Genomic DNA, 15,958 nt, shown 5'->3' with positions numbered 1-15,958 from the left:
TTCACCGTGCTTCGGTTAGGGTTCCTGGCGAACCTGAGACCCCCGGCGGGCCGCCCGCGCGGCACGGTGGGCGGCCAGGCAGAGCCGTGAGAGGGGTCCCCGATGTCCGCCGAGACCACCGCCACCCGGCCGCCCGCGACGCTGTACGGCGCGGTCGCGCTGGTCGTGCTGCAGGCCGTGGCCGTGACCGTGCTGGCCGCGGCGCTGGTGTACGCCGACTTCACCGCGAGCGCCACGGATCTTCGGCTGGCCGCCGGGGTGACCGTGTTCGCGCTGGCCATCGCCGCCTGGCTGGGCGCGGTGGCGTGGGGGCTGCTGCGCCGCCGGCCCGGCGTGCGGGGTCCGGGCTTGGCGCTGGAGCTGATGATCACGGCGCCCGCGTTCTTCATGATCAATGGCGGGATGCCCGCTGCGGGCTGGGCCGTCATGGGCAGCGCGCTGGCCGTCATCGGCCTGGTGCTGGCCCCGGCGACGACCCGCTGGCTGGGCTGGCGCGAGCGCGCCTGACCGGGCGCGACCGGCGGCCCGGTGCCGCGGCGGTCAGGCCGCGGCGGGCTGCTGCGGCAGCTCGGTGACCAGGCGGATGGTGGCCACGCCGTCGGCCTGCTCGGCGTCGACGCGCGAGGTGAGGCCGCTGAGCACCTTCCACGCGAACGCCGAGTCGCCCGGGAGCTTCTTCTTGCCGTTGACCGGCGCGGAGATGGCCACGGTCAGCTCGGTGGCGCCGATCTCGAAACGGCAGTGCAGCTGCGCGCCGGGGGGCGCGATCCCGAGCAGCATCGCGCACGCCTCGTCCACGGCGATGCGCAGGTCCTCGATCTTGTCACCAGCGAAACGCAGGCGCGCGGCCAGCCCGGCCGTCGCCGTACGCAGCACGCCCAGCCAGCCGCCGTCGGCGGGCACGGTGACGGCAACGACGTTGTCGGTCAGCGACATCGCCGTCGGTTGCAGAATCTGACTCACCTGGCCCAACCCCCCGGGCGGAGCCTAGCTCATGACCGGCCGTCCGCGCGCACTCGTCGTGCGGTGCAGCCGGGTGACCGGAACGGTCACCCGGCCGGGCAGGCGGTATCAGGCCTGCTTGGTCTCCCAGAAGATCTTCGCGATCTCGTCGATCTTCACCAGCAGCTGCTCGGCGACGGCCGGGTCGGCCTGGCCCTTGGCGCCGCCCGCGCCGGCGAGCTTGGTGGCCTCGTTGAACAGCTGGTGCAGGTTCGGGTACTTCTCGAAGTGCGGGGCCTTGAAGTAGTCGGTCCACAGCACCCACAGGTGGTGCTTGACCAGCTCGGCCCGCTGCTCCTTGATGACCAGCGCCCGGGTCCGGAACTCCGGGTCGGTGTTGGCCTGGTACTTCTCGCAGATCGCCTTGATCGACTCGGCCTCGATCCGGGCCTGCGCCGGGTCGTAGACGCCACACGGCAGGTCGCAGTGAGCGCTGACCACCGTGCGCGGCTTCAGGCTGCGTCCTTTCAAGAACTGCATCGGAGTCCTCCATGAGCTGACTGAGGTCTGAACGGGACAATGATCCCCTTGCCGACCCTACTCCGCCGCGGAGGCTTTGTTGCGCTGGCCGCTGTTTCCCGTCCTCGTGCACGGCCCGTCCATGGCGCCGACCCTGCGCCACGGCGACATGCTGCTGGTACGCCGCGGCGGGCGGCCGGTCCGGCCCGGTGACGTGGTCGTCGCGCGCTTCCGGGTGCGGCCGGAGCTGCTGGTGGTCAAGCGGGTGGCCAGGCTCCAGGGCGGCGGCGTCTGGCTGCTCGGCGACAACGGCCTGGTCACCGACGACTCGCGGGCGTACGGCGTGGCCGACGTGCTGGGCCGGGTGGTCTGCCGCTACTGGCCCCGCCCGGCGCTGCTGAGGGCCCGGGAGACGGGTCATGAGTGAATCCGACACGGCCCTCACCAGGTGTGAAATGCCACAACGCGTGACCCTGGTCATTGATCATCTGTAGTGCCGGGTCTACACTCCGGGCTTCGGGAGAACCCCGTGACCTCGCCGCGCCGTGTCAACGCTGACCCGTCGTTGAACCGACTCGGCTCGTGTGCGTTGTCATAGTGGGAGTCCACAGTGGATCATCCAGCTTTCGAGAGGCACCGGGGCGGCAAGATGGCCGTCACGAGCACGGTGCCGCTGACCACCCGAGAAGATCTCTCCCTGGCCTACACGCCCGGCGTCGCGCTGGTGTGCGAGGCGATCGCCGCCGACCCCGCCCTGGTGTACGACTACACCTGGGTCGGCCGCACGGTGGCCGTGGTGACCGACGGCTCGGCCGTGCTCGGCCTGGGCAACATCGGCCCGCGCGCCGCGATGCCCGTGATGGAGGGCAAGGCGGTCCTGTTCAAGCAGTTCGGCGGCGTCGACGCGGTGCCGGTCTGCCTGGACACGCAGGACACCGACGAGATCGTGGCCGTCGTGAAGGCGCTCGCGCCGAGCTTCGGCGGCATCAACCTGGAGGACATCGCCGCGCCGCGCTGCTTCGAGATCGAACGGCGGCTGGTCGAGGCCCTCGACATCCCGGTGTTCCACGACGACCAGCACGGCACGGCCGTGGTCGTGTTCGCGGCGCTGCGCAACGCGGCGACGCTGCTCGACCGCAAGCTGTGCGACCTGCGGGTGGTGGTCTCGGGCGCCGGCGCGGCCGGGGTCGCCGTCACGAAGATGCTGATCGCGGGCGGGGTGGACCCGGCCGCCGTGATCGTGTGCGACTCGCGCGGCGCGATCCACGCCGGACGGCCCGACCTGGTGCCCGGCTCGGCCAAGGCGGAGCTGGCGGAGCAGACCAACGCGCGCGGCGTCTCCGGTGGCATCGCCGCGGCGCTGGACGGCGCGGACGTGCTCATCGGCGTCTCCGGTGGGCAGATCGCCGAGGGGGCGGTGGCCCGGATGGCGCCCGGCGGCATGATCTTCGCGCTGGCCAACCCGACGCCCGAGGTGCACCCGGACGTCGCCGCCCGGTACGCCGCGGTGGTGGCCACGGGCCGAAGCGACTTCCCGAACCAGATCAACAACGTGCTCGCCTTCCCGGGCATCTTCCGCGGCGCGCTCGACGCCGGCGCCACCCGGATCACCGAGGGCATGAAGCTGGCCGCCGCGACCGCCATCGCCGACGTGGTCGCCGCCGAGCTGAGCGCCGACGCGATCGTGCCCAGCGCGCTCGACCCGCGCGTCGCGCCCGCGGTGGCCGCCGCCGTCGCCGACGCCGCCCGCCACGACGGCGTGGTACGCGCCTAACCGGCCCCGCGGGGCCGTCGGGCCCCGCCGCGCCGCCCGCGCCGGGGCCCGATCTCCGGGCACCCCTCCCCGCCGCCCTCCTGCCGCCGCCCGGTGGGCTTTCCCGCCGCCGACGGTGCTCGCCGGCCCTCCGCGGCGAGCCCGAGTCCGCCACCGGATCTGCGTCGGCCTCTTGCGGCTGTTTCTCTCCGGACGCTCGGATCACCGTGCTGACCCGCGTTCCGGGCCTGTGCCGGCCTTCCGTGGCGGTCTCCCTTGCGGACGCTCGGATCACCCGTGGTGACCTGTGTCGCTGAACGAACCCTCAGGGTGGCCCGGTGGGGCGGCGTCGCTGCTGTTAGCGTCGGGCCATGCGTGCCGTCTATGCCGATTCCATCAATCCGGACAACCCGCTGGCCGGTCTCGCCGTGGGCGAGCGGCCCGAACCGCAGGCACCCGAGGGCTGGGCCACGGTCCGCGTGATGGCCAGCGCCCTCAACCACCACGACCTGTGGTCGCTGCGCGGGGTGGGCTTGTCCGCCGACCAGCTCCCGATGATCCTGGGCTGCGACGCCGCCGGCGTCGACGAGGACGGCAACGAGGTGGTCGTGCACGCCGTCGTCGGCGACCCGGCCGCCGGGGGCGGCGACGAGACGCTCGACCCGAAGCGCTCGCTGCTGTCCGAGCGCCACCAGGGGACGCTCGCCGACCTGGTCACCGTGCCGCGGCGCAACCTGGTGCCCAAGCCCGCGGGCATGACCTTCACCGACGCCGCGTGCCTGCCGACCGCCTGGCTCACGGCGTACCGCATGCTGACCACGCGGGGGCGGCTGCCCGAGGGCGGCAGCGTACTGGTGCAGGGCGCGGGCGGCGGGGTCGCCACCGCGGCGATCGTGCTGGCCGGGGCCCTGGGCGCGCGGGTCTACGCGACCAGCCGCGACGAGGCCAAGCGGGAGAACGCCACCGGGCTCGGCGCGACCGCGCTGGCGCCGGGCGAGCGGCTGCCGGAGCGGGTCGACGTGGTCATCGAGACCGTCGGCGAGGCCACCTTCGACCACTCGGTGAAGAGCACGAAGCCGGGCGGGCGCATCGTGGTCTCCGGCTCGACCTCCGGCCACCTGGCCACGGTGGACCTGCGCCGGGTGTTCTTCCTGCAGCAGGAGATCGTCGGCTCGACCATGGGCACCCGGGACGAGCTGGCCGCGCTGCTGGAGCTGATGGCGGCCCGCAAGATCGCGCCGGTGGTGGACACCGTCCTCGACTTCGCCGACGCCCGCGCCGCGTTCGAGCGCCTCGCCACCGGGGCCGGCTTCGGCAAGATCGTCCTGGACCACGGCCGCTGACCGTCCCGCTCCTCGTGGACGCCGGCCTGTGACGTCGGATCCGGGTGCCGGATTCCCGATGTCACAGGCCGGCGTCGGCGGCAGGCGGGTGGGGGCGGGGTCAGCCCCGGGGCCACTCGCGGGCCAGCATGGACAGGATCACGGTGTCGTGGCGTACGCCGCGGTACGGGTACGCCTCGCGCAGCACGCCCTCGCGGGTGAAGCCGAGGCGGGCCGCCACGGCCAGGCTGCGCTCGTTCTTCGGGCTGGTGTGCCACTCGGCGCGGCTCATGCCGCGGACCTGGAACACCCAGTCGAGCACGTGGCGCACCGCGCGGGTGATCAGGCCCCGGCCCTGCCCGGCCGGTTCGAGCCAGACGCCCACCTCGCAGTTGCCCGCCTCCGCGTCGAAGCGGAACAGCATGCAGCCGCCGACGAGCGTGCCGTCCAGCCAGATGCCCAGGATGCGCCCGGTGTCGGCGGCCTGCATGTCGGCGTAGCGCTGCAGCGTCGCGCGGGCCGAGTCCAGGTCGGTGGAGCGGGTGGCGAACGGGATCCACTCGTCCACATCGGCGCGGGCCCGGTCCATGTGGGTCAGGAACTCCTCGGCCTGCCAGGGTTCGATGGGGCGGAGCTCGGCTCCGTCGCCGAGCAGATGTGCGAACATGCGGCGCCTCGTCTTCGTACTGATGATCACGACGCAGCCATTCTGCCCCATGTGCGGTTAGCGCCGAACCAATCCGAAACGGGTTCAAACGGGACTAGTCTGGCGTTCGGGTGTCGTGATCCACAGAGCCACGGGGGGACTGATGAGCGAGCCGCAGGACAGGGAAGGCCGCCTGGACAACCTGGAGCATGAGGCCGCGGGCTTCATGAACCCGTTCAAGTGGGGCAAGAAGAAGAAGGAGGAAGAGGAGCAGCAGAAGGCGGAGGCCAAGGCCAAGGCGCAGTCCCAGGCTCAGGCGCAGACCGCGCCGCCGCCCGCCGCGCCGCCCGTCACCGAACCCGCGGCGGCCGCACCGCCGGCAGCGGCACCTCCACCGGCGGCCGCACCGGCACCGCCCGCCGCGCCCAAACCGTCCGCGCCCAAGCCGTCCGACATGCCCGCGGCCGCCGCGCGGCCGGCCGCGCCCGCGGCGGCCAAACCGCAGGCCCCGCCGCCGAAGACGGAGCGTACGTACAAGGTGAAGGCGGGCGACACGCTCTGGGACATCGCGACGCACTTCTACGGCGACGGCCGCCAGTACATGAAGATCGCGAAGGCGAACCACATCGCCGACCCCAACCTCATCAACGTCGGCGTGGTCCTGAGGATCCCCGACTGACCCCGGCCCGCTGATCGGCGAAGCTCCCGCCGTTGCGGTGAACCCGCACGGCGGGAGCTTCTGCGGAGAACAGCGAGCTTCAGCGGGCGAGCAGCTCCGCGGTCTGGGTGGCGATCTCCAGCTCCTCGTCGGTGGGTACGACGCACACCGCCACCGGCGCGCCGTCCGGCGAGATGAGCCGCTCCTCGCGGGAGGCGGCGTCGTTGCGCGCGGGGTCCACGGAGATGCCGAGCGCGCCCAGCCCGGACAGCGAGGCCTCGCGGACCGGCGCGGCGTTCTCGCCCACCCCGGCCGTGAACGTGATCGCGTCCACCCGCCCGAGCAGCGCGTAGTAGGCGCCCACGTAGCCCTTGACCCGCTCGCAGTACACGTCGAAGGCCAGGGTGGCGGCCGCGTCGCCGTCCGCGCGGCGGCGCAGCACCTCCCGCATGTCGCCGTCGCCGCACAGGCCGCGCAGGCCGCTGCGCTTGTTGAGCAGGTCGTCGATCGCGTCGAAGGACATGCCGGCGACCCGGTGCAGATGGAACACCACCGCCGGATCGATGTTGCCGCTGCGGCTGCCCATGACCAGCCCCTCCAGCGGGCTGAGGCCCATGCTGGTGGTCGTGCTGCGCCCGCCGCGCACGGCGCACGCGCTGGCGCCGTTGCCCAGGTGCAGGGTGATCACGTTCAGCTCGGCGGGATCCCGGCCCAGCAGCTTCGCGGTGCGGTGCGAGACGTACGCGTGCGACGTGCCGTGGAAGCCGTAGCGCGCGATGCCGTTCTCCTGCGCCACCTCGACGTCGATGGCGTACATCGCCTGCGCGGGCGGGATGGTGCGGTGGAACGCGGTGTCGAACACGGCCGCCTGCGGCACCCCGGGCAGCATCTCCCGGGCTATCCGGATGCCGGCCAGGTTCACCGGGTTGTGCAGCGGGGCGAGCGGGATGAGCCGGGTGACCGCCTCCAGCACCTCGTCGTCGATCAGCGTCGGGGTGGAGAAGCGCAGGCCGCCGTGCACCACCCGGTGGCCCACCGCGTCCAGGCCGGACACGTCGGCGGAGAACAGCACCTCGCGCACCGCCTGCGCCGGGTCGGTGACCCGGTCCACCAGGCCGCCGTCCACGGACCTGCCGTCGAGGTAGAGGCCCCACTTCACCGAGGCCGAGCCGACGTTGAGCACCAGGATCTTCATGAGGTCACCTGCGACTGGATGGCCGTGATGGCGACGGTGGAGATGATGTCGCGCACCGTCGCGCCGCGGGACAGGTCGTTGACCGGCTTGCGCAGGCCCTGCATCACCGGGCCCACCGCGACCGCGCCCGCCGAGCGCTGCACCGCCTTGTAGGTGTTGTTGCCGGTGTTCAGGTCCGGGAAGATCAGCACGGTGGCCCGGCCCGCCACGTCGCTGCCCGGTAGCTTGGTCGCGGCCACGCTCGGGTCGACGGCGGCGTCGTACTGGATCGGGCCCTCGACGGGCAGGTCCGGTCGCCGTTCCCGGACCAGCTTGGTGGCCAGCGCGACCTTGTCGACCTCGGCGCCCTGCCCCGAGCCGCCGGTCGAGTAGGACAGCATCGCCACCCGGGGCTCGACGCCGAACCGGGCCGCCGTCTCGGCCGAGGACACCGCGATGTCGGCGAGCTGCTCCGGGGTCGGATCCGGGTTGATCGCGCAGTCGCCGTACACCAGCACGTGGTCGGCCAGGCACATGAAGAACACGCTGGACGCGACGGAGACGCCCGGCCGGGTCTTGATGATCTCGAAGGCGGGCCGGATCGTGTCGGCGGTCGGGTGCACCGCGCCGGACACCATCGCGTCGGCGCGCCCGGTGTGCACCATCATGGTGCCGAAGTAGTTGACGTTGGTCATCAGGTCGTACGCGATGTCGCGGGTCATGCCCTTGTGCGCGCGCATGCGGGCGTACTCCCCGGCGAACTCCGACCGCCAGCGCGAGTCGGCGGGGTTGACCAGCCGCGCGTCGCCCAGGTCCAGGCCCAGCTCGCGGGCCCGCTGCTCCAGCTCGTCGACCGGGCCGAGCAGGGTCAGGTCGCACACGCCGCGGCGGCTGAGCGCCTCGGCGGCGCGCAGGATGCGCTCCTCGGCGCCCTCCGGCAGCACCACGTGGCGGCGGTCGGCGCGGGCCCGCTCGATCAGCTCGTACTCGAACATGAGCGGGGTGACCCGGTCCGGCCGGGTCAGGTCCAGCCGCCCGGCCAGCTCGACGGAGTCCACGTGCGACTCGAACAGGCCCAGGGCCGCGTCCACCTTGCGCTGGTTGTCGCCGCGCAGGCGGCCCTCCAGGCCGGTCAGCGCGGCCACCGTGTCGTAGCTGTCCGAGGGCACCGTGAAGATCGGCAGCTCCACCCGGAAGCGGCTGACCAGCGCCACCACCCGGGGGTCCGGCTCCACGCCGAGCGTCAGCAGCAGCCCGGACACCGCCGCCTGGCCGCCCAGGTGCGCGGCGAACGTGGCCACGATCAGGTCCGCCCGGTCGCCCGGCGTCACCACCAGGCAGTTGTCGCGCAGGTGCTCCAGGAAGGTGGGCACCGAGGCCGCGCCCACCACCGCGCTGACCACGTCGCGGGCCAGCGCGCCCGGCGTCGCGCCGTGCACCGGCGTCGCGTGCAGCGCGTGGGACACCTCGGCCACCGTCGGGGCGGCGATCGCGGGCAGCTGCGGGATGGCGTACACCGGCACCGGCAGCGCGGGCAGCCGGGTGTCCGCCCCGGGCGCCACCCGGTTGGCGATGACGGCCAGCACGGGCAGGTCGTCGCAGGAGTAGTACGCGGCGCGCACCGCGTCGGCGATGTCCCCGGCGTCGCGGCGGTGCCCGTTCACCACGGGCAGCACGGAGGCGCCCAGCTCACCGGCCAGGCGCAGGTTGAGCTGCAGCTCCTCGGGCAGCGCGGGCTCGTCGTGGCCCTCGCCGAGGGTGCGGCCGAAGTCGGTGCCCACGATGATCACGGCGTCGCAGCCGCGCTCCAGCGTGTGGTAGTGCTCCAGCATCTCGCCGACCAGGTCGTCGATGCGGTGCGCGCCCAGCAGCTCCGAGGCGTGCTGGTAGCTCGGCCCGGCCGCGCCCAGCGTGCCGTAGCGGCTGCCCAGCAGCGCCAGCACCGGGTCGTCGTCGCCGTCGCGCGAGAGCGGGCGGAACACGCCCAGCCTGCGCACCCGGCGGCTGAGCAGTTCCGCGAGGCCGAGCGCGACGGCGGACTTGCCGCCGCCCGCCTCGACGCCGGTCACATATACGCCAAGAGCCACAGTCATACCGTACGGCGTGCCCGCGGCCCGACGTGTGTGTACCCGGGCCTTGAGACGGGACGGGACGGGGGACTACTCGTCGTCCTCGTCCAGGCGGGCGAGCCAGGTCGCGAAGCGCTCGATCGGCGTCTCGAACTCCGGGTTCAGGTCCAGGAAGTCGCGCAGGCGCTCGCCGAGCCACTCCAGGGTGACCTCCTCGCCGCCCCGCCGCTCGACCAGTTCCTCGATCCCGCGATCGGTGAAGTACATGTTCTCTCCTTGGAAAGACCGCCGTCCCCGCCCCCGCGCGGCGGAGACGGGGACGGCGGTCGTCAGCGTGTTCAGGAGCGGGGGAGCGCCGCCTCCAGCAGCGCGGCCTGCTCGACGTCGTGCAGCTTGGTGGAGCCGACGGCCGGGGCCGCGGCGGCGGGGCGGGAGATGCGGCGCATCCGCACCCCGTCCAGGTGCTCCAGCAGGTTCAGCGCGACGAACGACCAGGCGCCCTGGTTGGCCGGCTCCTCCTGCACCCAGCAGAAGTCCTCGGCCGCGGCGTACTTGGCCAGCTCGGCCTTGAGCTCCTCGACCGGCAGCGGGTAGAGCTGCTCCAGGCGGATGATCGCGGTGTCCTCGACGCCCCGCTCCTGCCGCGCCTGGACCAGGTCGTAGTAGACCTTGCCCGAGCACAGCAGCACGCGCTTGACCCGCGCCGGGTCGAGCTGCGCGGTCTCGCCGATGACCGGCTGGAAGGTGCCGTTGGTGAAGTCGGCCACCGGCGACACCGCGAGGCGGTGGCGCAGCAGCGACTTCGGCGTGAAGACCACCAGCGGCTTGCGCTTGCCCGACAGCGCCTGGCGGCGCAGCAGGTGGAAGTGGCTGGCCGGGGTGGACGGGATGGCGATGCGCATGTTGTCCTCGGCGGCCAGCTGCAGCCAGCGTTCGGGACGGCCGGAGGTGTGGTCCGGGCCCTGGCCCTCGTGGCCGTGCGGCAGCAGCAGCACCAGGCTGGACTGCTGGCCCCACTTGACCTCGCCGGAGCTGATGAACTCGTCGATCACCGACTGGGCGCCGTTGACGAAGTCGCCGAACTGCGCCTCCCACAGCACCAGCGCGCTCGGGTCCTCGACCGAGTAGCCGTACTCGAAGCCGAGCGCGGCGTACTCGCTCAGCAGCGAGTCCTGCACGTGGAAGCGGGCGTCGTCGCTGGCCACCGCAGTGGCCGGCAGGAAGTCGCCGCCGGTCTGCGCGTCCACGATCGCCGCGTGCCGCTGCACGAACGTGCCGCGCCGCGAGTCCTGGCCGGACAGGCGCACGGTCACACCCTGCGCGAGCAGCGAGGCGAACGCGATGATCTCGCCGAAGCCCCAGTCGATGTCGCCCTCGACCGCCATCTTCGCGCGCTTCTCCAGCAGCTGCTGGATGCGCTTGTGCGGGGTGAAGCCCTCGGGCAGCGCGGTGTGCGCCTCGCCGATGCGGCGGACCAGGTCGGCCGGGATCGCGGTGGCGACGACCGGCTCGGGGACCACCTCGCGGGCCCGGGTGAGCCGGCTGGACACCCCGGCGACCGCGTCGCGGGTCGCCTTGAACACCGTCTCCAGCTGCGTCTGGTAGTCGCGCAGCGCCTCCTCGGCGCCCTCGACCGTGATGTCGCCGCGGCCGATCAGCTCCTCGGTGTAGAGCTTCCGCACCGAGCGCTTGGCGTCGATGATCTGGTACATCAGCGGGTTGGTCATCGACGGGTCGTCGCCCTCGTTGTGGCCCCGGCGGCGGTAGCAGACGAGGTCGATGACCACGTCCTTGTTGAACTCCTGCCGGTACTCGAACGCCAGCCGGGCCACCCGCACGACCGACTCGGGGTCGTCGCCGTTCACGTGGAAGATCGGCGCCTGGATCATGCGGGCCACGTCGGTGCTGTACAGCGAGGAGCGGCTGTACTCCGGGGCGGTGGTGAAGCCGACCTGGTTGTTGACGACCACGTGCACGGTGCCGCCGGTGCGGTAGCCGCGCAGCTGGGACAGGTTCAGCGTCTCGGCGACCACGCCCTGGCCCGCGAACGCGGCGTCGCCGTGCACCAGCAGCGGCAGCACGGTGTAGCCGTGCAGGCCCAGGTCGAGCCGGTCCTGCTTGGCCCGGACGATTCCCTCCAGCACCGGGTCCACGGCCTCCAGGTGCGACGGGTTGGCCGCCAGCGACACGGTGGTGGAGAACTGCCCGTCCGGCGAGGTGAACTTGCCGGTCATGCCGAGGTGGTACTTGACGTCGCCGGAGCCCTGCGCGGTCTTCGGGTCGAGGTGGCCCTCGAACTCGCCGAAGATCTTCTCGTACGGCTTGCCGACGATGTTGGCGAGCACGTTGAGCCGGCCGCGGTGCGCCATGCCGATGACGACCTCGTCCAGGCCGCCCTCGGCGGACGCCTGGAGCACCTCGTCGAGCAGCGGGATCAGCGACTCGCCGCCCTCCAGCGAGAAGCGCTTCTGGCCGACGTACTTCGTCTGCAGGAAGGTCTCGAACGCCTCGGCGGCGTTGAGCCGGCCCAGGACGTGCTTCTGCTCCTCCGGGGAGGGCTTCTCGTACTTGCGCTCCACCCGCTGCTGGATCCAGCGGCGCTCCTCCGGGTCGGTGATGTGCATGTACTCGACGCCGACGCGGCGGCAGTACGAGTCGCGCAGCACGCCGAGGATGTCGCGCAGCTTCATCTTGTCCTTGCCGGCGAAGCCGCCGACCGGGAAGGTGCGGTCCAGGTCCCACAGGGTCAGGTCGTGCTCGCGCACGTCCAGGTCCGGGTGCTTGCGGATGGTGAACTCCAGCGGGTCGGTGTCGGCCATCAGGTGGCCCCGGACCCGGTAGGAGTGGATCAGCTCGATGACCCGCGCGGCCTTGTCGATCTGGCCCTCGGAGGTGTGCGAGATGTCGCGGATCCAGCGCACCGGCTCGTACGGGATGCGCAGCGCGGTGAAGATCTCGTCGTAGAAGCCGTGCTCGCCGAGCAGCAGCTCGTGCATGACCTTGAGGAACTCGCCGGACTGCGCGCCCTGGATGACCCGGTGGTCGTAGGTGCTGGTCAGTGAGATGACCTTGCTGACGGCCATCTCGGACAGCTGCGTCTCGCTCATGCCGGCGAACGGTGCCGGGTACTCCATCGCGCCCACGCCGATGATGGCGCTCTGGCCCTGCATCAGGCGCGGGATCGAGTGCACGGTGCCGATGCCGCCGGGGTTGGTCAGCGAGACCGTGGTGCCGCTGTAGTCGTCCATGGTCAGCTCGTTCTTGCGAGCCCGGCGCACCACGTCCTCGTACGCCTGCCAGAACTGCCGGAAGTCCATCTGCTCGGTGCCCTTGATGGAGGGCACCACGAGGGTGCGGGAGCCGTCCGGCTTGGCCAGGTCGATCGCGATGCCGAGGTTCACGTGCTCCGGCACGATCATCGCGGGCTTGCCGTTGACCTGCCCGAAGTGGTTGTTCATCTCCGGGTGCATGGCGATCGCCCGGACCAGGGCGTACCCGATCAGGTGGGTGAAGCTGACCTTGCCGCCCCGCCCGCGGGTGAGGTGGTTGTTGATCACGATGCGCTGGTCGGACAGCAGCTTCGCCGGGACGGCGCGCACGCTGGTCGCGGTCGGCACCTCCAGCGAAGCGTCCATGTTCTCGACGATCTTGGCGGCGATGCCGCGCAGCGGCACGGCCGTGGTGCCGGCCGGCGCCCCTGCGGCGGCGGGCTTCTCGGCGGGCTTGGCCTGTGCGGGAGCCGGCTTCGCGGCGGCGGGCGCGGCGGCCGCGGGGGCGGCGGCGGTCGCGGCCGGTGCGGCGGCGGGCTGGGCGGGCGCGGCCTTCGCCGGTGCCGCGGCCTTGGCCGGGGCGGCGGGCTTGGCGCTGTCGGCCGGCTTGTAGTCGGCGAAGAAGTCGTGCCACGCCGGGTCGACGCTGGTCGGGTCGGCGAGGTACCGCTGGTACATCTCCTCCACGATCCACTCGTTGGGACCGAAGCTCGCCAGTGGGTTGTCCTGAACTGAGCGGCCGGTCGGGCCGGTGCCCGAGGTGTGCTGGGTCGACACGGGTGTTTTCGCCTCTTCCGCACGTGTTTAACGAGAACTCAGAAAACCGGGTCCCAGGCTACGCGGTGCGCTGGGGGGCGGCACTCGCGGCACGGCTCCGTGTCGCATACCACACGCGGTCCTTTGCGCGACACTACGCCGAGCGCGAAACCGCAGGCCGCGCGCCGGCGGCCGGGTCAGGCGGCGACCGCGATCCAGGTCGCCTCGGCGCGCGCCAGCAGGGTGCCGTCCGGGGCGTAGAGGCTGGAGCGGACCAGCGCCTTGCGGCCCTCCCGGTGCACCGGCTGCCCCATCACCACGCACTCGTCGTCCGGTTCCGGCAGCGCGTCCACCGCGACCGCGTAGCGGCCGAGCACGAACGCCTGGTCCCGGTCGATCACCGCCCAGCCGCCGGGGCAGTCCAGCGCCGCCCAGACCACCGTCTCGGACACGTCCGGGGGCGCCACGAAGGTCGCGGCGGTGCGGCCGTCGGGCAGCCGTCCCGGGAAGATGCGCAGCCCGTCGGCCCGCTGCGGTCCGCACACGAAGCAGGTGGGGAACGGGTGATCGGTGTGCCCGGCATAGCGGCCGGTGGCGGCCAGCGCCTCGGTGCGGCTCACCGCGGGCACCGCCGGGATGTCGCCGGTACGCCGCACCGCGCCCGCCACGAGCCCGCCCTCCGGATCCCGCACGGCCCACCCGGCGTCGGTGGGCACCACGGCCAGCGGCGTCTCCAGCGGCGGCGGCTTGCGCAGCGTCACCTCGACCAGCCCTTCGCCGGGCCCGATCGCGGCCGCGACCAGGCCGCTCGTCCAGCCGCCGTTGCCGGAGCCGGGCGGTCCGTTGTGCCGTGCGTCGATCACCAGCGAGGTCATGCCCTCCAGCCTCTCACTCTTCACGTCCCGGCCACCCGGCACGGGGCCAGGTGTCAAGCAGGGCTTCTACACAGGTCACATGACGACGATGTTGTTGACCGCCGCCCCCACCGGCTACTCCGCGCTGATCGCGGGAGACGCGGCCACGGTCGAGGCGGCGCAGCGGCTGCGCTACCGCGTGTTCGCCGACGAGATGGGCGCCCAGCTCGCCGGGGACGGCGGCCTGGACGTCGACGAGTTCGACGCGTACTGCGACCACCTGGTGGTGCGGGAGGACCGCACCGGCGAGGTGGTCGGCACGTACCGCCTGCTGCCCCCGCAGCGGGCCATCTGGCTCGGCCGCCGCTACGGCGACGGCGAGTTCGACCTGTCCGCGCTCACCGTGCTGCGCGACCAGCTCGTCGAGGCCGGGCGCAGCTGCGTGCACCCGGACCACCGCACCGGCGCCGTGATCAACCTGATGTGGGCGGGCATCGCCAAGTACCTGGAGCGGATGGGCCACCGCTGGCTGTCCGGCTGCGCCTCGGTGCCGCTGGCCGACGGCGGCACGCAGGCCTCGCAGGTATGGGACCTGGTCTCCCGCAAGCACCTGTCGCCGCCGCAGCTGCGGGTGCACCCGCGCCTGCCGTACGTGCCGCGGGAGGTGGCCAAGCCCGCCACCATCGCGGCCGCCCCGCCGCTGCTGCGCGGCTATCTGCGGCTCGGCGCGTGGGTCGCGGGCTCCCCGGCCTACGACCCGGCGTTCGGCGTGGCCGACTTCTACGTGCTGCTCGGCGTCGACCGCATCGACCCGCGCTACCTGAAGCACTTCTCGGCGTGACCGGCGGGCAGGCGCACCGATGACGACCGTTCCGTTCCCGGCCGGGGCCCCGGCGGCCACCGTGCCCCCGGCCGGGGTCGCTCCGGCGGCGACCGCGCTGCCCGCCCCTGTCCGCCCGGCGGACTCACCGTCCACCGCCCGGATGCCGGGGCGGCGGATCCCGGCGGACCTGCTGTGGCGGCCCGTCGCGGACTGCGGCAGGCAGTGCGGCTGCGACGGCGGGCCGCGGGTCGGCCGTGCCCGGCGCGTGCTGCGTACCGTCGCGGGTGCGCTCGTGCTGCTGGCCGGGATGCTGGTGCCGTGGCGGGCGGACCTGCTCGCCCGGACGCTGCTGCGGGCGCTGGGCATCCGGCTGCGGGTGGCCGGGGCGGACCTCGCCCCCGGTGCGCTGCTGGTCGGCAACCACGTCTCCTGGCTGGACATCGTGGTGATGACGGCGCTGAGCGGGCCGCGCGCCCGGCTGCGCATGGTCGCCAAGACCGAGGTCGCCGACTGGCCGGTGATCGGGCGGATCGGCCGCAGGCAGCGGACGATATTCCTGGACCGGACCCGGCCCCGGGCCCTGCCCGGCACCGTCGCGCAGGTCGCGGCGGCGTTGCGGGAGGGGTACACGGTGCAGGTGTTCCCCGAGGGCACCACCACCTGCGGTCCGCATCCCGCGCCGTGGCGGGCGGCGTTCCTGCAGGCGGCGATCGACGCCGGGGCGCCGGTGCAGTCGATCACGCTGCGGTACACCCATCCGGCGGCCGGGTTCGTGGGCGACGACACCCTGGTGGAGTCGCTGCGCCGGGTGCTGGCCGCGCGGGGACTGTCGGTGGCGGTCCTGCTCGGCGCACCCCGGCCCGCCGACGCCCCCCGCCGCGACCTGGCAGCCCGGCTGTCCCACACCGAAGCGGTCGCCTGACCGGCCCCGCCCCGCCCCGCCCACCGCGCCGCGCCGCGCCGCGCCGCGCCGCGCCGTGCCGTGCCGTGCCGCGCCGTGGCGCGCCGTGGCGCGCCGTGCCGCGCCGTGCCGTGCCGCGCCGCGCCGCGCCGCGCCAAGATCGCTGGTTCGTGTCGAAAAGTTGAGTCTGGCCCGAGAAATTGACACGAAACGGCGATCATGGCCGGTTTTGCGAAGCGGAGGTCGGCCGAATTCAGGTGATTCGCCGGAAC

Annotated in this window: 15 protein-coding genes; 7 read left to right on the top strand and 8 right to left on the bottom strand. The window is 73.0% G+C overall.

The window, feature by feature from the left end; all coding sequences use genetic code 11:
- Positions 1 to 102 precede the first annotated feature (102 nt).
- Positions 103 to 507 carry a hypothetical protein gene (locus tag Cba03nite_RS05975; protein WP_203742841.1) on the top strand — a complete coding sequence of 135 codons (405 nt, stop codon included), beginning with the start codon at positions 103 to 105 and terminating at the stop codon, positions 505 to 507.
- 33 nt (positions 508 to 540) lie between these two features.
- Here Cba03nite_RS05975 and Cba03nite_RS05970 read toward each other — a convergent pair whose 3' ends face one another.
- Both Cba03nite_RS05970 and sodN read right to left on the bottom strand, forming a co-directional pair.
- Positions 541 to 954: an ATP-binding protein gene (locus Cba03nite_RS05970; protein WP_373315732.1), complete on the bottom strand. Its 414-nt coding sequence runs from the start codon at positions 952 to 954 to the stop codon at positions 541 to 543.
- Positions 955 to 1,071: 117 nt separating this feature from the next.
- On the bottom strand, positions 1,072 to 1,482 hold the full coding sequence (gene sodN, locus Cba03nite_RS05965) for a superoxide dismutase, Ni (protein ID WP_203742839.1): 411 nt from the start codon (positions 1,480 to 1,482) through the stop codon (positions 1,072 to 1,074).
- 79 nt (positions 1,483 to 1,561) lie between these two features.
- On the opposite strand from sodN, the gene Cba03nite_RS05960 reads away from it, so the two are divergent.
- The 3 genes from Cba03nite_RS05960 to Cba03nite_RS05950 all read left to right on the top strand — a co-directional run bounded on the left by Cba03nite_RS05960 (position 1,562) and on the right by Cba03nite_RS05950 (position 4,557).
- The gene (locus Cba03nite_RS05960) at positions 1,562 to 1,888 is read left to right on the top strand and encodes a S26 family signal peptidase (RefSeq protein WP_308442745.1); all 327 of its coding nucleotides are present in this window, start codon (positions 1,562 to 1,564) and stop codon (positions 1,886 to 1,888) included.
- A gap of 222 nt (positions 1,889 to 2,110) precedes the next feature.
- A complete protein-coding gene (locus tag Cba03nite_RS05955) occupies positions 2,111 to 3,235 on the top strand; it encodes an NAD(P)-dependent malic enzyme (RefSeq protein ID WP_203742837.1) in 1,125 nt (374 codons plus the stop codon).
- Positions 3,236 to 3,585: 350 nt separating this feature from the next.
- A complete protein-coding gene (locus Cba03nite_RS05950) occupies positions 3,586 to 4,557 on the top strand; it encodes a zinc-binding dehydrogenase (RefSeq protein ID WP_203742835.1) in 972 nt (323 codons plus the stop codon).
- Between the two features lie 100 nt (positions 4,558 to 4,657).
- Here Cba03nite_RS05950 and Cba03nite_RS05945 read toward each other — a convergent pair whose 3' ends face one another.
- Positions 4,658 to 5,203, bottom strand: a complete 546-nt coding sequence (locus Cba03nite_RS05945; protein WP_203742833.1) for a GNAT family N-acetyltransferase — start codon at positions 5,201 to 5,203, stop codon at positions 4,658 to 4,660.
- 142 nt (positions 5,204 to 5,345) lie between these two features.
- Here Cba03nite_RS05945 and Cba03nite_RS05940 point away from each other — a divergent pair, with 142 nt between their 5' ends.
- Positions 5,346 to 5,861 carry a LysM peptidoglycan-binding domain-containing protein gene (locus tag Cba03nite_RS05940; RefSeq protein WP_203742831.1) on the top strand — a complete coding sequence of 172 codons (516 nt, stop codon included), beginning with the start codon at positions 5,346 to 5,348 and terminating at the stop codon, positions 5,859 to 5,861.
- Positions 5,862 to 5,940: 79 nt separating this feature from the next.
- Here Cba03nite_RS05940 and Cba03nite_RS05935 read toward each other — a convergent pair whose 3' ends face one another.
- The 5 genes from Cba03nite_RS05935 to Cba03nite_RS05915 form a co-directional block, all read right to left on the bottom strand.
- Positions 5,941 to 7,035, bottom strand: a complete 1,095-nt coding sequence (locus Cba03nite_RS05935) for an acetate kinase (RefSeq protein WP_203742829.1) — start codon at positions 7,033 to 7,035, stop codon at positions 5,941 to 5,943.
- Positions 7,032 to 9,107, bottom strand: coding sequence for a phosphate acetyltransferase (gene pta / locus Cba03nite_RS05930; RefSeq protein WP_203742827.1), 2,076 nt, complete (start codon positions 9,105 to 9,107; stop codon positions 7,032 to 7,034). The genes Cba03nite_RS05935 and pta overlap by 4 nt, the downstream gene beginning before the upstream one ends.
- A gap of 66 nt (positions 9,108 to 9,173) precedes the next feature.
- Positions 9,174 to 9,350 carry a DUF6104 family protein gene (locus Cba03nite_RS05925; protein ID WP_203742825.1) on the bottom strand — a complete coding sequence of 59 codons (177 nt, stop codon included), beginning with the start codon at positions 9,348 to 9,350 and terminating at the stop codon, positions 9,174 to 9,176.
- A 71-nt stretch (positions 9,351 to 9,421) separates the two neighbouring features.
- A complete protein-coding gene (locus Cba03nite_RS05920) occupies positions 9,422 to 13,129 on the bottom strand; it encodes a multifunctional oxoglutarate decarboxylase/oxoglutarate dehydrogenase thiamine pyrophosphate-binding subunit/dihydrolipoyllysine-residue succinyltransferase subunit (RefSeq protein ID WP_203742823.1) in 3,708 nt (1,235 codons plus the stop codon).
- Positions 13,130 to 13,305: 176 nt separating this feature from the next.
- On the bottom strand, positions 13,306 to 14,007 hold the full coding sequence (locus Cba03nite_RS05915; protein ID WP_308442744.1) for a hotdog fold domain-containing protein: 702 nt from the start codon (positions 14,005 to 14,007) through the stop codon (positions 13,306 to 13,308).
- A gap of 55 nt (positions 14,008 to 14,062) precedes the next feature.
- Here Cba03nite_RS05915 and Cba03nite_RS05910 point away from each other — a divergent pair, with 55 nt between their 5' ends.
- Positions 14,063 to 14,803 (top strand): GNAT family N-acetyltransferase, encoded by a 741-nt coding sequence (locus Cba03nite_RS05910; RefSeq protein WP_203742821.1) that lies wholly within the window; start codon positions 14,063 to 14,065, stop codon positions 14,801 to 14,803.
- Between the two features lie 19 nt (positions 14,804 to 14,822).
- Positions 14,823 to 15,707: a lysophospholipid acyltransferase family protein gene (locus tag Cba03nite_RS05905; RefSeq protein ID WP_203742819.1), complete on the top strand. Its 885-nt coding sequence runs from the start codon at positions 14,823 to 14,825 to the stop codon at positions 15,705 to 15,707.
- Positions 15,708 to 15,958: the final 251 nt, after the last annotated feature.

The sequence above is a fragment of the Catellatospora bangladeshensis genome, from assembly GCF_016862575.1.
Classification (GTDB): domain Bacteria; phylum Actinomycetota; class Actinomycetes; order Mycobacteriales; family Micromonosporaceae; genus Catellatospora; species Catellatospora bangladeshensis.
This window is presented reverse-complemented; position numbering and strand designations above follow the sequence as displayed.

Coding starts and splice junctions, on each gene's coding strand:
- Cba03nite_RS05975 (WP_203742841.1), top strand. CDS start 103: ATGTCCGCCGAGACCACCGCCACCCGGCCGCCCGCGACGCTGTACGGC.
- sodN (WP_203742839.1), bottom strand. CDS start 1,482: ATGCAGTTCTTGAAAGGACGCAGCCTGAAGCCGCGCACGGTGGTCAGC.
- Cba03nite_RS05955 (WP_203742837.1), top strand. CDS start 2,111: ATGGCCGTCACGAGCACGGTGCCGCTGACCACCCGAGAAGATCTCTCC.
- Cba03nite_RS05950 (WP_203742835.1), top strand. CDS start 3,586: ATGCGTGCCGTCTATGCCGATTCCATCAATCCGGACAACCCGCTGGCC.
- Cba03nite_RS05945 (WP_203742833.1), bottom strand. CDS start 5,203: ATGTTCGCACATCTGCTCGGCGACGGAGCCGAGCTCCGCCCCATCGAA.
- Cba03nite_RS05940 (WP_203742831.1), top strand. CDS start 5,346: ATGAGCGAGCCGCAGGACAGGGAAGGCCGCCTGGACAACCTGGAGCAT.
- Cba03nite_RS05935 (WP_203742829.1), bottom strand. CDS start 7,035: ATGAAGATCCTGGTGCTCAACGTCGGCTCGGCCTCGGTGAAGTGGGGC.
- pta (WP_203742827.1), bottom strand. CDS start 9,107: ATGACTGTGGCTCTTGGCGTATATGTGACCGGCGTCGAGGCGGGCGGC.
- Cba03nite_RS05925 (WP_203742825.1), bottom strand. CDS start 9,350: ATGTACTTCACCGATCGCGGGATCGAGGAACTGGTCGAGCGGCGGGGC.
- Cba03nite_RS05910 (WP_203742821.1), top strand. CDS start 14,063: ATGACGACGATGTTGTTGACCGCCGCCCCCACCGGCTACTCCGCGCTG.
- Cba03nite_RS05905 (WP_203742819.1), top strand. CDS start 14,823: ATGACGACCGTTCCGTTCCCGGCCGGGGCCCCGGCGGCCACCGTGCCC.